Genomic DNA, 15323 nt, shown 5'->3' with positions numbered 1-15323 from the left:
CATGCGCCAGGCAGTTGTCGTCTACGCTTTCCTGCTGTTCTACGGCAGCCTGTATCCCTTCCAGTGGGCGGCCCGCACCGAGCCGCTGTTCGCTTTCCTGCTGCACCCGGGCGACGCCTACCTGGGCAAGGTCGACCTAGTGCAGAACGTGCTGGTCTACATGCCGTTCGGCCTGCTGCTCGCGGTGTGGTGGGCGCGCCGCCACCGCTACTGGACCGCGCTGCCGCTGGCGGTGGCGGCCGGCACCTTGTTCAGCGTGGGCGCCGAGATCGTGCAGCTGTGGCTGCCCGCCCGGGTGTCGTCGGCGGCCGACGTGGCCATGAACCTGCTGGGCACCCTGTGCGGCGCGCTGCTGGCCGGCTTGCTGCGGCGCGACACCCACAGCGGGGCGCGCCTGCAGGGCTGGCGCGACTGCTGGTTCGCGCGCGGCGCCATCGCCAATACCGGCCTGGTGGTGGTGGCGCTGTGGCTGCTCTCGCAGACCAGTCCGCTGATGCCGGTGTTCGGCCTGGGGCGCTGGAAGCAGGCGCTGCTGCCCGTGTATTTCCAGCTGCGCGGGTATGCGCCGCTCAGCGCCGCCCTGCTGTTCTCGCTGGCCTGCAATTTCACCGCGCTGGGCCTGCTGCTGCGGGCGCTGATCAAGCCGGGCAAGCCCTGGTGGCGCCTGCACGGCGCCTTGCTGTTGGCGGTGCTGGCGGGCCAGTTCCTGATCGAGGGGCACGCGCTGCGGCTGGAGGAGGTGGCCGCGGCGCTGCTGTCGCTGCCGCTGCTGGCATTGGTGCTGGCGCTGGTGCGCGGACCGGCGCAGGCGGCGCAGTGGGCCCGATGGTCGCGCTCCCTGCGCTGGCTGCGCTGGCCGCGCCCGGCGCGGCCGGACCTGGCCACGCATGCGGAACAAGGCGCGCAGGCGATGGCCGCCGCCTGCGCCGCGATCGCGCTGCTGGCGCTGGCCCTGGTGGCCAGCGAACTGACGCCGGCGCACGGCAACTGGCGCGGCGGCGGCTTCAACTGGGTGCCGTTCCGCGGCCACATGCGCAGCCTGCAGGGCTTTACCAACATCCTGGAATTCCTGTGGCCCTTCATGGGCATGGCCTGGCTGGCGCGGCAGGTGGCGCCGCCCGCGCGCCACCATGCGATCGCGGCCGTCGGCGGCGTGGCGCTGGCGGCAGCCATGTTCGGCATGGAGTGGGCGCAGCTGTACGTGCCCGGCCGTTCGGCCGATGTCACGCAAGTGTTGCTGGCTTGCGCGGGCTGGGCCGCGCCGTGGCTGGTGGAGGAATGGGTGCTGGCGCACCCGCCGGGCGCCGGGGCGCCAGCCTAGTTGGTCTTGGCCGGCGCTGCCGGGGCTGGCTGAGTGGCTGGCGCGGCGGCCGGCGTGGCCGGCGCCGCCTGGCCCGGCGCGTCGGCCTTGCCTGCGTCCGGCGCCGGCGGCGCCTTGCCCTCTTCGGCCGCTGCAGCTTCCTCGCCCTTGCCCTTTTTCTTCAGCGACTCCGGCGCCGGCGCGGCCGACGGGTCCCATTTGCCGGCCTGCACCAGCAGGTTCTTCAGGCCCGGCAGCGGGAACTCCAGCGCATACGCGATCTGCGCGTACTTGTTGGCGTTCACCATGTCCTTGTTCTTGTAGTAGACCAGGCCCAGGTTGTAGTTGGTGCTGGGATTGTCCGGGTCCAGCTGCACTGCGGTCTGGTACTTGAGCAGCGCCTCGGCCTCGCGGCCGACCGACAGCAGGTAGCTGCCGTACAGCGTGTGCGTGGACGGATCGTCCGGCGCGAAACGCACGGCGCGGTCGAAGTAGCATTCCACCGGCCGCGTGCCGCCCGGCAGGAACAGGCTCTTCTTGTCGCGCGAGGCTACCCGGATCACCGTGCTGAGCGCCACCGCGTGGTTGGGGAAGGCGCGCAGGGTGTAGTCGATGTCGCCGGCCAGCGTGCTGCTGCGGCCCTTGATGCCGTTTTCCACGTCGGCGGTGAAGTGGGCGCCTTCCACCAGTTTCAGGTTGAACTCCAGCTCGGTGGCGCCCTTGCGGTAGTCATAGGGGCCGTAGGCATTGTCCAGGTTGCCGCAGTATGGCTCCTTGCGGGCCGCGTGGGCGGGCAGGGCCAGGCTGGCTGCAGCCGTCATGGCCAGCAGGGCGGCGGCCAGCGCGGTGCGCGGGCGGCGGTGGTGCGTCAAAGTGTGCTTGCTCATGTCCATCTCCATCATGCGTGGTGTGCGGCGACCTGGTCGAGCAGCTGCGCCAGCTGCTCGGTGCGCGCGCGCCGCGAGTGGGCGGCGATCACGGCGGCCGACGCCAGCGGCGCGGTGCCGTTGCGCACCTGGTCCAGAAAACGCGGCAACGCGTCGATGATCGCATCTTTTTGGTCCAGCGGGGCAATGCTGTCGACGCCGGCCTGGCGCAAGGTGGCGGCGGTGTCGCCGTCGCTGTCGGTCAGCGCCAGGATGGGGCGCCGCGCGCGCAGGTATTCGTACAGCTTGGCCGGCACCTGGTGGTTGCAGTTGGTGGCCTGCAGGATCAGCAGGCCGTCCGCGCTCAGCATTTCTGCCAGCGCGGTGCGGTAGGGCACGTGCGGCGCCAACTGCACCAGGTCGGCAATGCCGTGCTCGGCGATCAGCCCCGCCAGGTAGTCGTCGTGCGCGGTGGCGCGCAGCACCACGCGCAAGGTGGCGCCGCTGACGGCGCCGCGCTGCTTGAGCGCGGCCAGCGCCTGGAACAGCGGCACCGGGTCGCGCTCGGACGGGTAGATGATGCCGCTGTGCACCAGGGTCAGCGGGCCGCCGTGCGCGCCCGGCGCGGCCGCCGCGCCGCCGCGCTCGGCGTCGGCGAAGTTCTCCTCGTCGTAGGCGTTCTCGATCAGGCGGAAGCGGTCGCGCGGGATGGCCGGGAAGCGGTTCTCGTAGGTCTTGATAGCGCCCGGCGTGGTGCACACGGCCACCGTGCAGTGCTCGATGGTCTTGCGTTCTATCCACTGGAATACGCGGCGCGTGCGCGGGTCGGACGGATAGCTGACGTCGGTCATCGGGTCGCGCAGGTCGGCCACCCAGGGCAGGCCGGTCAGGCGCCGCAGCACCAGCCCGATCAGGTGCGCGCTGGCGATCGGGTAGGTCGACCAGATCACGGCCGGACGGTGGCGGCGGATCAGCCGCCAGCCGGCCGGGATGGCGCCCAGGCACCAGCTGGCCCAGCGGTCCGGCAGCGCCATGAAGCCGGCGTAGCGTCCGCCGATCGCCAGGTGGCGCGCGGTGTCGAGCGCGAAGGCGCGCGTGACCGGCACACTGGAGGGAATGTCGCCCATCTGGTCGTCGCCCGGGTTGGCGTAGGCGCGCGGATGGGCCGACAGCATCACCGGCCCCCAGCCCGACTGCGGCAGGTATTGCGAAAACTTCAGGGTGCGCTGGATGCCGCTGCTGCCCCGCATCGGCGGGTAGTGGTAGGCAATCATCAGCACGCGTTTGTTTACCATGAACGCATCCATTCTCCGGTCCAGTCTGCTACTTGGTCGCGCCAGGCACGGCGCGAGAAAGTGTGGTCGGCTTGCGCCAATTCGTATCGGGTCACGCGCGGCGCGGCCAGCAGCTGCTGCCAGGGCCGCGAAGCTTGCACCGCGTCGCGGAATTCCTGCGCCGTCAGGTCGGCGCCGCTGAGGATCAGCAGCACCTTGCCCTGGAACGCGGCCAGGCTGTCGTGCATGCGCCCGGGCAGCGGCGGCAGGTCGGGGTCGGCGATGCGCGGCACCGGCGCGGCGCTGATGCTGGGCGCCGCGGGGGCGGACGGCGCCGCCGTGGGTTCCGCGGGCGCGGCCTTGCCGGACGCGGCGCCCAGCAGGCCGGTGAACGAGCGCAGCGCGGCGCCGTAGTTGAACTGCCCGGTAAAGATCTTTTTCCACAGTGCCGGCTGCAGCAGCCGGTCGCGGTAGTAGTGTTTCAGCGTGGCCTTGGCCAGTCCGCCCTCGGTGCGCACCCAGGGGTTGAGCAGCACCACGCCCTGCACGCGCGCGTCGTGCGCGGCGTAAAACAGCGCGGCCGAGGCGCCGTCGCACAGGCCCCACAGCACCACTTCGCGCACCGCCGGCACGCTGGCCTGGAAGCGGTCGATGGCGCAGCGCAAGTCCTCGCCCACCATTTCGAAGTCGCGCTGCTCGCCTTCGGCGTCGCCCATGCCGCGGTAGTCGAAGCGCAGCACGGCGATGCCCTGCGCGGCCAGGTGGCGCGCCAGCAGGGTGAACTGGCGGTGGCTGCCGCCCCGGTACTGCGGGCCGCCGACCACCACCACCACGCCGCGTTCGGCCGGCCGGGCCGGCACGCTGGCGACGCCGAACAGGCAGTCGCCGCCGCAGTCGAAACTCAGGGCGCGTTCTTCAAACTGCATGGATGGCCTCGCTGTTGTCGCCGTTGCCGCTGCTGTCGATGCCGGCGCGGTGCGCGCCATCGCTGAAGATCGCGCTGCTGGCCTCCAGCAGCGCCGGGCAGGTGGCGATTTCCTGCGTGCCCCAGAACTGCGGGCCGGCCACCGCTTGCGCGTCCAGCTCGGCGCCTTGCTGTTGCCAGGCGGTCACCAGCTTGGCCGATGCCGCCGTCAGCGGCCGGCCTTCAGCCGCCACCACGTCCAGCCAGTGCAGCGGGCACGGCGGCGGCGCGATCTTCGCCAGCTCCAGCGCGTCCAGCGCGTCGGCCAGCTCCGGCGCCAGTTCGTAGCCGGCCACTTCCAGCGCCTGGCCCTCGCGCAGCTGTTCGCGCAGCGCGGCGGTGCCGGTCTTCTGGCTGCCGTCCGTGCCCAGCATGTCGCTGGCCATGCGCAGGCGCAGGAACTGGGTCAAATAGGAACTGCCGCTGTGCACCGGCTGCCACAGCAGCATGCGCTGCGGGGCCGGCGCGCCCAGCGCCTGCTGCGCGCGCGCATAGTCGAGCGCCAGCAGCGCGCCCAGGCGCAAGCCCCACAGCCCTACCGGGCGGCCGAGGCGGGCCGCCAGCCACTGGCAGCCCAGCGCCACGTCGGCCAGCCACAGTTCCCAGCGCGCGTCGGCGAAGTCGCCGCTGCTCTCGCCGGTGCCGTACAGGTCGATCTGCAGCACGGCAATGCCCTGCGCGGCCAGCGCGCGCGCTTGCAGCGCGGCCATGCGGCGCGATTTATTCATTTCCTCGCCGAACGGCGGGACATACACCAGGCCGCCGCGGCAGGCGCCGACGGCAGGATGGAACAGGCAGTAGCGCTCCCCCGCAGCGGCCTTCAGGAAGAAGGGCTGGGCGTGCGCGGCAGGGGAAAACAGACTCATTGTTCAGTTCAGGCGGTCAGTTTGTGCTCGACAAAGGCGGTCAGGCTGCCGACGCTGGCGAAGGTGGCGGCGTCGATCTCGTCGTCGTCCACGCTGAAGCCGAACTGGTCTTCCATGGCGGCGATCAGCTGGACCACGGCCATCGAATCGAGTTCGGGAATGGCGCCCAGCAGCGGCGATTGCGCGGTGAGCGTGTCGGCGGCGGCGCCCAGGCTGAGCACGTCGGCCAGGATATTCTTCACTTCTTGCAGATACATTGCTTACTCCGTGGATGGTTCGGTATGGCGGGCGGGGACGGGCTGTGCAGCGGGCTGCGCCGGCGCGCGTCCGCCCTTGAGGTTCTTGACCAGGGTGTGCAGGCTTTTCAGGGCCGGCCACCGGTAGTGGGTGATATGGTACATGCTGCGCACCTCGTCAGTCCACCGCAGGTGCCACTCCATCACCTTGCCGTAGAACTCCAGGCGCTCGAACAGGCGGTCTTCGAACAACTGGTGGCAGGTGTCTTCGCGCATCAGGAAGGCCGGCGAATAGTGGCTGCTCAGGCTTTCGTCATAGGTGGTTTTCAGCACGATCTTAGCGCCGCCGCCCTCGATGCACAAATTCATCGCCACCAGGCGGTCGTCGAACCAGTAGCGGTACACGCTGGCTTCGCCGCGCTGGGCGAAATTCTCCAGCATGCTGCGGTAGAAGCGGCCCTGGGCGTTGTCCGGGTGGATTGCCGTGCCGAGCTCGGCCTTCCAGCCGGCGCTTTCCAGCACGCCGTAGTCGGCCACGGCCTGGGCCATGTCGGCCGGCGCACGCAGCACGTCCATGCGCGCCACGATGCCTTCCTTGGCCAGCCTGGCGCGCTGCTTTTTCAGGTTGGCGCGCAGGTTCTTGCCGCGCGCGGCCCAGTATTCGTCGAAGGTGCCGGCGATGGTGATGCGCGCCGTGCTGATGTAGTCGGCGGTGCGCAGCTGGCCGCCGTCGGCCGGGCGCGGGTGCAGCCAGGAATCGAACTGGGTCAGGCCCAGCACCAGGGGCATGCCGGGCAGGGCGCGCAGCAGCGAGTCCATCAGCTCCGGCAGCGCCTGGCCCGGCAGGTGCAGCCACATGCCCAGCGGCTGCTGCGAGGGCTGGAAGGTTTGCCAGGCGCCTTGCTGGGTTTTCTTCAGCAGCGCCATGGCGACCGTGCGCCCATCCCGCTCGCACGCGGCCAGCCACTCGCCGCCGTCGCCGAACTCGGTGAGCAGCGGCTGCACGAAAGCCGGCTCCAGCAGCGGCGAATTGACGCTGGCCTGGTTCAGCGCGTGCCAGCGCGCGGCGTGGGCGGCGAACTCGCTGGCCGGCAGCAGGGTCCAGCTCATGGCGCGCGCGCCGCCAGCATGGCGGTCTTGATCTTGTCTATCATCCAGTCCAGTTCCTGTTCCTGTAGTTCTTGATGGCAGGGAAACTGCAGCACGTGGCGCGACAACTCCACGCTGTTGCTGCAGACCGTGGCGTCCACCCCCTGCCACAGGTATTCGGCGAAGCGCACTATGGGCACGCCGTCCTTCTTGAGCGAATCGAATACCGGCCCGGGCAGGTCCACGTACAGCGGGAACACCCAAGGGTAGACCCGTTCCGGCAGCACCGCGTGCAGCGGGCGGCAGCCGGGCAGGCCGGCCAGCGCGCTTTGCAGGCGCAGGTAGTTGCTGCGGCGCAGTTCGCCCATGCGGCCGCGCGAGACCAGGCGCAGCATCAGGCGCGAGAATAGCGAGCCGCGCTTGTGCAGCCAGGCCGGGTCGAAGCCGAAGCCGCCTTCGGACGAGCGCGGCGCCATGGCGGCCGGCGCGCCGTGGCTGTGCCGCTTGAGCTGGCCCAGCAGGAAATTCTTCAGGCCCAGCGGCAGCGCCAGCAGGCGCCGCACCGTGCCCAGGCGCCGGTATTCAAAGCCGTCCTCGAGCGCGTTGACGGCCATCTTGGCCTCGAACTTGAAGCCGCCCGCCTGCAGCCGCACCGGCGCCAGCGAATGGCGCGCCGACACCAGGCAGCCGCCCTCGTAAATGGGGAAGAATTTCATGGTGCTGGCGATGGCGTAGTCGCCGAAGGAGCCCACCGGCCGGCCCTGATGCTCGCCGAGGAAGCAGTGGGCGCAGTCTTCCAGCAGCATCAGCTGGTGCTGGTCGCAGAAGGCGCGCAGCGCCGACAGGTTCTGCGGGAAACCGAAATAATTGGTGGCCAACATCACTTTGGCGCCGGCCAACTTGGCAGCCACGTCCTCCAGGTTGACCTGGGTGTCGCCGTGGATGCGGTAGAACACCGGCGTGGCGCCCAGCCATACCACCGGTTCTATCATCGAGGCGCAGTGATAGGACGGCATCAGCACGCGGTCGCCGGGGCCCACGCCCATCTGGCGCAGCGCCAGCGCGATGGCGACGCGGCCGCTGGTGACCAGCAGCGCCTCGCGCGTGTCCAGGATCGACGGCGCGTGCCCGCCGGCACGGCGGAACGAGTCGCGCGAGAGCACCGGCTTGGTGGGGACGTGCGCGCGCGGGTAGTTCGGCAACACCGGCGGATGGCCGGCCGGCGGCGCGGCAGGGCTGGCCGTGGATTGCTGCGGGGCGCGGTCTGCGAGGGGGGCCATCTCCGTGTTTCTCCGGTAGTTGCGGGGCGTTTCGGCTTGTTTCAATTAATACATCAGATAGTATAACTGTTGCAATAATTTCGCACAATCACACTGTCTGCCCCGGGCGGTACAGATTGTGCAGCAGGCGCAAGGTGAAGCCCAGCGGCTTGCGGTCCCAGGGCGTGAAGCGCGGCAGCTGGTACAGGTCGGCATCCGGCCCGGCCGCGCCCCACGAGGTGCACACGGCCGCCTCGAAGCCCAGCTCGCGCGCCAGCGCCACATGGGCGGCGTGGTAGTCGCGTCCCGGCTTGCCGTTGGGGTAGGCGAACAGGCGCACCGGAGCGCCGGTCATGTCTTCCAGCGCCGCCTTGCCGCGCGCGATCTCCTGCCGCGCGCCGTGCTCGTCCATGCTGGCCAGGATGGGGTGGTGCACCGTGTGCGCGCCGATCTCCATGCCGGCCGCGTGCAGCCGGCGCAACTGCTCGGTGTTCATCATCAGGTCGTCCGGCAGCGCCAGGCCGAGGTGGCCGCGCAGCTGCTCGACCGCCGCCAGGCGCGCCGCCGGCTCCAGGTATTTCAGCTGGCCCAGCAGGGCGTGGATGGCGGCCGTGCGTTCGGCGTCGCTGCCGATGGCGTGGCTGCCATAGCCCAGCGCTGCCAGTTCCAGGCGCGGTCCGGGCGCGCGGCGCACCAGCTCGATGACGGTGTCGTTCCACATGCGCCCGCCGTTCAGGAAGCCGGTGGCGACAAAGAAGGTGGCGGCCAGGCCGTGGCGCTGCAGGATGGGCAGCGCGATCTCGGCGTTGTCGGCGTAGCCGTCGTCGAAGGTGACGCAGGCTGCGCGCGGCGGCAGCGTGCCGTCGCGCAGCCGCTGCGCGGCCTCGGCCAGCGGCATTACGCGGAAGCCCTGCTTGAGCCAGGCCATTTGCTGGTCGAAGCGGGCCGCGTCGACCTCGTCCGGAAACAGCGGGTCGGTCTGCGGCAGGACGCGGTGGTAGATCAGGATGCTCAGGCTGCGGCGGGCGCGGCCGAGCGCGCCCAGGCGCAACAGGGAACGGCGCGCCAGCGCGGCCAGCTTGGTGCTTACACTCATGGATCAGGCCTGCTTTACCGTGGGTTGTGCCGCGATGGCATGGGGCCCGCTGCCGCCGGCGGTGGCCGGCGCGGGCTGCTGCAGGGCGTCCTGCACGATCTGGCCGGTCACCAGCAGGGCGCCCATCAGATAGTAGGGCACGTCGAAGTACAGCAGGCTGAGGAAGGCGCCGCCGACGCCGAAACCGATCATGCTGACTTGTATCATGCCGGCCAGCTGGGCGGCCCATTTCAGGTCGTCGCGCTTGGCGGTCTGGCGGATGATCCACTTGGCCCGCCGCCAGCAGATGACGATCAGCGCCAGGTACAGTCCCAGGCCGATGAAGCCGTGCTCGCCCAGGCATTGGAAATAAATGCTGTGGGCGGCGTGGATGTCGTTCGGCACCGGCGCGTAGCGTCCGAACACGTAGGCGTCGTAGATTTCAAAGCCGCCGCCGGTCAGCGGACGGTCGATGGCCAGGTTGGTGGCCATTTGCCAGGCGTTGATGCGGCCCATGGCCGAACCGTCCTCCTGGTAATTGTCGATGGTGTCCATGCGCTCGGTCCACTGGGCCGGCATGAACAGGATCAGCAGCGGCAGCATCAGCGCCATGCCGGTGCCCAGCGCGGCCTTTTTCGGGCTTTTCAGCCACAGGAAGCCGCACATGCCGACCAGGGCCAGCAGCGCGCCGCGCGAATACGAGCCCAGCGAGGCCAGCGCGCACAGGCCGATCGCCCCCAGCAGCCCGTATTTCAGCCACTTCTTGACCGAAACCAAGTGCAGGTAATACAGGATGGGGATAATCACCACGAAGGCCAGCGCCACTTCGTTGTTGCCGTAGATAAAGCTGCCTTCCGGGCCCCAGACCCGGAAGCTGCCGCCGGTGGCAATGGTGAACACGCCGCCCTTGACGCCGTAGTACGCCAGCGAGCCGGCCAGGGTCCACAGCATCAGGTGCAGCTGCTCCTTGTTGCGGATCAACATCATCACCACCAGGTTCATCAGCATGATCTTGAACACGCGCTGCAGCATGACGAACGATTCGCCGGGGTTGATGGCGAAAATGGTGCTGATGCACATCCAGATGGTAAACGCCACCAGCACCGGCACCGCCGGCGAGGACGGCGGCCGCTTGGGACCGGGTGCGACCAGCAGGGCCAGCATGGTGGTGGCGGCGATGATGGCGGCGAACGGGAAATCGTAGGCAAAGCCCCAACTGAGGCGGTGCGGATTCATGACGCTGATCCAGATCCACATCAGCGCCCCGATGTAGGGTTTCTTGAAAGTGTAGGGCAATGAAGCGAACACAATCAGCGTGATGACGATATCTCTCATGCAGCATCCTGTAGGGGTGGCTTTATCAAGCAAATACTGTTGTAATACTGCAATTGCTTGTTTCCATTTATATATCGCCGTAGTATAACCCGGCCTCGGCTATTTTAATCCGTTAAGGCAAGCTTTTTGCCATCGTTCGGCGCAGGTTTGTTGCAGACCCGGCGATAGACAGGGCGGAGGGCCACGCGTACCATGCTGCATTGTGTCACATTGTTAATTCAAACATATTGTTGAGAATCATGAGCGACCTGATCCATGAATTCATCTTCGCCAGCGCGGCGCGCACGCCGGCCGCCGAGGCCCTGGTGTACGGCCAGCGCCGGCTCGACTACGCGGCGCTGGCGCTGGCCGTGCGCGGCGCGGCCGACGCGCTGCTGGGCGCCGGCCTGGGACGGGGCGAGCGCATCGCCGTCTATATGGAAAAGAACGTGGAGAACGTGGCCGCCATGTTCGGCGCGGCGGCCGCCGGCGGGGTGTTCGTGCCGGTCAACCCGCTGCTCAAGCCGGAACAGGTGGCTTACATCATGGCCGACTGCAATGTGCGGATCCTGGTGACCTCGGCCGACCGCCTGCGCCTGCTGGCCTCCAGCCTGGCGCTGTGCCCGGACCTGCGCATGGTGTTCGCCGTCAACCCCAACGGGCTCGACTTGCCGGAAGTGGCCGGCGTGTCCGTGCTGGGCTGGGACAGTGCCACCGCGGCGCCCCCAGGCATGCAGCCGCACCGCGCCATCGACACCGACATGGCGGCCATTCTGTACACCTCGGGCAGCACCGGCAAGCCGAAAGGTGTTGTTTTGTCGCACCGCAACATGGTGGCCGGCGCCGTCAGCGTCTCCACCTACCTGGAAAACACGGCCGCCGACCGCCTGCTGGCGGTGCTGCCGCTGTCCTTCGACTACGGCCTGAGCCAGCTGAGCACCGCGTTCCGGGTCGGCGCCACCGCCGTGCTGATCAACCACCTGCTGCCGCGCGACATCCTGAAAGCCGTGGCGGCCGAGCGCATCACCGGCCTGGCGGCCGTGCCGCCGCTGTGGATACAGATTGCCGGCCTGGACTGGCCGGCCGACTGCACCTTGCGCTACCTGACCAATTCCGGCGGCGCCATGCAGCGTCCCACGCTGGACGCGCTGCGCCGCGCGCTGCCGAACGCCAAGCCCTTCCTGATGTACGGCCTGACCGAGGCCTTCCGTTCCACCTACCTGCCGCCGGACCAGGTCGACCTGCGCCCCGATTCCATGGGCAAGGCCATCCCGAACGCGGAAGTGATGGTGCTGCGCCCGGACGGCAGCGAGTGCGATCCGCACGAGCCGGGCGAGCTGGTGCACCGCGGCGCGCTGGTGTCGCTGGGTTACTGGAACGATCCGGCCAAGACCGCGGAGCGCTTCAAGCCCTACCGCGCCGAACCCGGCATCGTGCTGGCGGAAATGGCGGTGTGGTCGGGCGACACCGTGCGCAAGGACGAGGAAGGCTATTTGTACTTCATCAGCCGCAACGACGAGATGATCAAGACCTCCGGCTACCGGGTCAGCCCGAGCGAGGTGGAAGAAGTCATCTATGCCCGCGAGCAGGTGTCCGAGGCGGCCGCGCTGGGCGTGTCGCACCCCGCGCTGGGCCAGGCCATCGTGGTGGTGGCGCTGTGCAAGCCGGGCCAGGAGCTGACGGCCGCCGAGCTGCTGGCCGCCTGCAAGCCGCACCTGCCGGCCTATATGCTGCCGCAGCGCATCATCATGGCCGAGGCCAGCTTGCCGCGCAATCCGAACGGCAAGATAGACCGCAAGCTGCTCAGCCTGCAATACGAACACTGTTTTACGGAGAACTCCCAATGAGCGCAGTGCGCCCGCAGCATGCGCCCCTGGTGCAATTTCCCATCGTCGACGACTGCCTGCAGATAGGCGGCGTGCCGCTGACCCTGCTGGCCGCGCGCGTCGGCCAGACCCCGTTCTACGCTTACGACCGCGCCGCCATGACGGCCCGCGTGGCCGAGCTGCGGCGCCATTTGCCGCCGGAAATCGAGCTGCATTACGCCATGAAGGCCAATCCCATGCCGGCCGTGGTGCAGCACATGGCCGGCCTGGTGGATGGCATCGACGTGGCCTCCGGCGGCGAGCTGCGGGTGGCGCTGGACACCACCATGGCGCCACGCAACATCAGCTTCGCCGGCCCCGGCAAGAGCGACGCCGAGCTGGCCTGCGCGGTGGCGGCCGGCATCGTGCTGAACATGGAATCGGCCGGCGAGATGGAGCGTATCGCCGCCATCGGCGAACGGCTGGGCGTGCGGCCGCAAGTGGCGGTGCGCGTCAACCCGGACTTCGAGCTGAAATCGTCCGGCATGAAGATGGGCGGCGGCCCCAAGCAGTTCGGGGTGGACGCCGAGCAGGTGCCGGCGCTGCTGGCGCGCCTGGGCCAGCTGGCGCTGGACTTCCACGGCTTCCACATCTTCAGCGGTTCGCAGAACCTGAAGGCCGAAGCGCTGCAGGAAGCGCACGAGAAAACCTTCGCGCTGGCGCTGCGCCTGGCCGCACACGCGCCGCGTCCGCTGCGCATGCTCAACATCGGCGGCGGCTTCGGCATTCCCTATTTCCCCGGCGAGGGCAGGCTGGACCTGGCGGCGGTGGGCGAGAACCTGAAGCGGCTGCTGCCCGACGTCAAGCGCGCGCTGCCGGAGGCCCACATCGTCATCGAGCTGGGACGCTATCTGGTGGGCGAGGCCGGCGTCTACGTCAGCAAGGTAATCGAGCGCAAGCTCTCGCGCGGCCAGGTCTACCTGGTGACCGATGGCGGCCTGCACCACCACCTGTCGGCCTCGGGCAACTTCGGCCAGGTGATCCGCAAGAACTATCCCGTCGTGATCGGCAACAAGGTGCGCGGCGGGGAGCGCGAAACGGCGTCCGTGGTGGGGCCGTTGTGCACGCCACTGGACTTGCTGGCCGACCAGATGGAGCTGGCGCAAGCCGGCCCCGGCGACCTGGCCGTGGTGTTCCAGTCCGGCGCCTATGGCCTGACGGCCAGCCCCGGCGCCTTCCTCAGCCATCCCGGCGCGGTGGAAGTGCTCGTCGGCAGCGATGTGCTCAGTGACGAACCAGTTGGAGACAGTGTATGAGCGGTATTTGCGGTTGGATGGGCCATGGTCACGGCGCGGCGGAAAACCGCGCCCTGATCGAGGCGATGGCGGCGCCGCTGGCGCGTTTCGACGGCAGCGCCGTGCACGCCCTGGCGGGCAATGCCAGCGCGCTGGCGGTGGCGGCGGGCGTGGACTGCGCCCACAGCCTGCAGCGCGACGGCGTCTCGCTCGCGCTGTGGGGCGACGTGCAGCTGCGCGACGCCGCGCGCCGCGAGCAGGCCGTGGCCGAAGGCATGGGCGCGGCCTTGCTGGCCTTGTGGAAGCAGGGCGCCGAAGCGCTGTGCAACGGCCTGGTGGGTGCCTTCGCGCTGGCCGTGCTGGACGAGCGCGCCGGCGAGGCGCTGCTGGCCATCGACCGCATGGGCACGCATCCGCTGGCCTGGCAGCTGGCCGGCGAAACGCTGGTGTTCGGCTCATCGGCCGACAGCCTGGTGCGCCACCCGCAAACGCCCGCCAAGCTGGATCCGCAGGGCCTGTACAACTACGTATACTTCCACATGGTGCCGGCGCCCGGCACCGTGTACCAGAACCAGCAGCGCCTGTTGCCGGGCACCTATCTGCGCTACCGCCAGGGCCGCGTCGAGCAGCAGACCTACTGGCGCATGCAGTTCCAGGAAAACGGCAACCGCCCGTTCGGCGAACTCAAGGAGCAGTTCCGCGACGTGCTGCGCAGCAGCGTGCGCGACGCCTGCGGCACCCAGCCGGTGGGCGCCTTCCTGTCCGGCGGCACCGACAGCTCGACCCTGGCAGGCATCCTGTGCGAGGTGGGCGGCCAGCCGGCCAGGACCTATTCGATCGGCTTCGAGGCCCAGGGCTACGACGAGATGGAATACGCGCGCATTGCCTCGCGCCATTTCGGCACCGAGCACCATGAATACTATGTGACCCCGGCCGACGTGGCCGACGCCATCCCGCAGATGGCGCAAGTGTTCGACCAGCCCTTCGGCAACGCTTCGGCGGTGCCGGCCTTCTACTGCGCCCGCATGGCGCGCGCCGACGGCGTGGCGCGCATGTTCGGCGGCGACGGCGGCGACGAGCTGTTCGGCGGCAATGAGCGCTATTCCAAGCAGCACGTGTTCGCGCTGTACGAGCGCGTGCCCTCGCTGCTGCGCAAGGCGCTGCTGGAGCCGGCCGTGTTCAACTTCCCGGGCGGCGAGCACGTCAAGCTGTTGCGCAAGGCGCGCAGCTATATCGAGCAAGCCTCGGTGCCGATGCCGGCGCGCCTGGAAACCTACAACCTGCTGGGCCGCTACGGCCCGACCCAGGTCTTCACCGACGAGTTCCTGGCCGGCGCCGACGTCGGCCAGCCGCTGGCCGGCCTGAACGCCACCTACGGCCTGAGCGACGCCCCCAGCCTGATTAACCGCATGCTGGCGCTGGACCTGAAGGTGACCCTGGCCGACAACGACCTGCCCAAAGTGATGAAGGCGTGCGAGCTGGCCGGCATGGAGGTGGCGTTCCCCTTCCTGAGCGAGCAGATGGTGGCCTTCTCGGCCGGCCTGACGCCGCAGCAGAAGCTGAACGGCACCCAGCTGCGCTATTTCTTCAAGGAAGCGCTGCGCGACTTCCTGCCCAACGAGATCATCACCAAGCAAAAGCACGGCTTCGGCCTGCCGTTCGGCGTCTGGCTGCAGCAGACGCCGCAGCTGCAGGCGCTGGCGGCCGACAGCTTGAGCGACCTGAAGCGGCGCGGCATCGTGCGCGCGGACTTCATCGGCAAGCTGATGGACCAGCACCTGGCCGAGCACGCCGGCTACCACGGCACCATGGTGTGGGTGCTGATGATGCTGGAGCAGTGGTTCCGCCAGCGTCCCGGCACGACGGCCTAGGCTCCGCCGGCACGATTTGTTGCTGGACGAGTTATTGCTATTGCTACACAACTGTGAACATGCCAACATGACGGGAGGCCATAGGCCGCCCTGTCGTCCGTTACCAAGA

Annotated in this window: 13 protein-coding genes; 4 read left to right on the top strand and 9 right to left on the bottom strand. The window is 68.9% G+C overall.

Going from position 1 to position 15323, the window contains the following annotated elements:
* The first annotated feature begins 1 nt into the window (after position 1).
* Positions 2-1321, top strand: a complete 1320-nt coding sequence (locus ASD15_RS29150) for a VanZ family protein (RefSeq protein WP_057158516.1) — start codon at positions 2-4, stop codon at positions 1319-1321.
* Here ASD15_RS29150 and ASD15_RS29145 read toward each other — a convergent pair.
* From ASD15_RS29145 to ASD15_RS29105, 9 genes are all read right to left on the bottom strand, one after another.
* Positions 1318-2187, bottom strand: a complete 870-nt coding sequence (locus ASD15_RS29145; protein ID WP_162249955.1) for a type IV pilus biogenesis/stability protein PilW — start codon at positions 2185-2187, stop codon at positions 1318-1320. The genes ASD15_RS29150 and ASD15_RS29145 overlap by 4 nt on opposite strands.
* 11 nt (positions 2188-2198) lie before the next feature.
* Positions 2199-3461 (bottom strand): glycosyltransferase, encoded by a 1263-nt coding sequence (locus ASD15_RS29140; RefSeq protein ID WP_229418380.1) that lies wholly within the window; start codon positions 3459-3461, stop codon positions 2199-2201.
* Positions 3455-4366 (bottom strand): hydrolase 1, exosortase A system-associated, encoded by a 912-nt coding sequence (locus tag ASD15_RS29135; RefSeq protein WP_057158514.1) that lies wholly within the window; start codon positions 4364-4366, stop codon positions 3455-3457. The genes ASD15_RS29140 and ASD15_RS29135 overlap by 7 nt, the downstream gene beginning before the upstream one ends.
* A complete protein-coding gene (locus ASD15_RS29130; protein WP_082552227.1) occupies positions 4356-5270 on the bottom strand; it encodes a hydrolase 2, exosortase A system-associated in 915 nt (304 codons plus the stop codon). The genes ASD15_RS29135 and ASD15_RS29130 overlap by 11 nt, the downstream gene beginning before the upstream one ends.
* 8 nt (positions 5271-5278) lie before the next feature.
* Positions 5279-5527 (bottom strand): acyl carrier protein, encoded by a 249-nt coding sequence (locus ASD15_RS29125; protein WP_057158513.1) that lies wholly within the window; start codon positions 5525-5527, stop codon positions 5279-5281.
* A 3-nt stretch (positions 5528-5530) separates the two neighbouring features.
* Positions 5531-6616 carry a GNAT family N-acetyltransferase gene (locus ASD15_RS29120; protein WP_057158512.1) on the bottom strand — a complete coding sequence of 362 codons (1086 nt, stop codon included), beginning with the start codon at positions 6614-6616 and terminating at the stop codon, positions 5531-5533.
* Entirely contained in the window at positions 6613-7875 is a 1263-nt protein-coding gene (locus tag ASD15_RS29115; protein ID WP_082552226.1) for an aminotransferase class I/II-fold pyridoxal phosphate-dependent enzyme, read from the bottom strand. The genes ASD15_RS29120 and ASD15_RS29115 overlap by 4 nt, the downstream gene beginning before the upstream one ends.
* 88 nt (positions 7876-7963) lie before the next feature.
* Positions 7964-8950, bottom strand: coding sequence for a polysaccharide deacetylase family protein (locus ASD15_RS29110; protein ID WP_057158511.1), 987 nt, complete (start codon positions 8948-8950; stop codon positions 7964-7966).
* A gap of 3 nt (positions 8951-8953) precedes the next feature.
* Positions 8954-10264 (bottom strand): putative O-glycosylation ligase, exosortase A system-associated, encoded by a 1311-nt coding sequence (locus tag ASD15_RS29105; protein ID WP_057158510.1) that lies wholly within the window; start codon positions 10262-10264, stop codon positions 8954-8956.
* A 239-nt stretch (positions 10265-10503) separates the two neighbouring features.
* Between ASD15_RS29105 and ASD15_RS29100 the strand changes: the two genes are divergently transcribed.
* The 3 genes from ASD15_RS29100 to ASD15_RS29090 are packed head-to-tail and all read left to right on the top strand — an operon-like array spanning position 10504 to position 15214.
* A complete protein-coding gene (locus ASD15_RS29100; protein WP_057158509.1) occupies positions 10504-12090 on the top strand; it encodes an acyl-CoA ligase (AMP-forming), exosortase A system-associated in 1587 nt (528 codons plus the stop codon).
* Positions 12087-13364: a pyridoxal-dependent decarboxylase, exosortase A system-associated gene (locus ASD15_RS29095; protein ID WP_057158508.1), complete on the top strand. Its 1278-nt coding sequence runs from the start codon at positions 12087-12089 to the stop codon at positions 13362-13364. The genes ASD15_RS29100 and ASD15_RS29095 overlap by 4 nt, the downstream gene beginning before the upstream one ends.
* A complete protein-coding gene (locus ASD15_RS29090) occupies positions 13361-15214 on the top strand; it encodes an asparagine synthetase B (protein ID WP_057158507.1) in 1854 nt (617 codons plus the stop codon). The genes ASD15_RS29095 and ASD15_RS29090 overlap by 4 nt, the downstream gene beginning before the upstream one ends.
* The last annotated feature ends 109 nt before the right edge of the window (positions 15215-15323 follow it).

This window comes from Massilia sp. Root351, assembly GCF_001425045.1.
In the GTDB taxonomy this organism is placed as follows: Bacteria; Pseudomonadota; Gammaproteobacteria; order Burkholderiales; family Burkholderiaceae_D; genus Rugamonas.
This window is presented reverse-complemented; position numbering and strand designations above follow the sequence as displayed.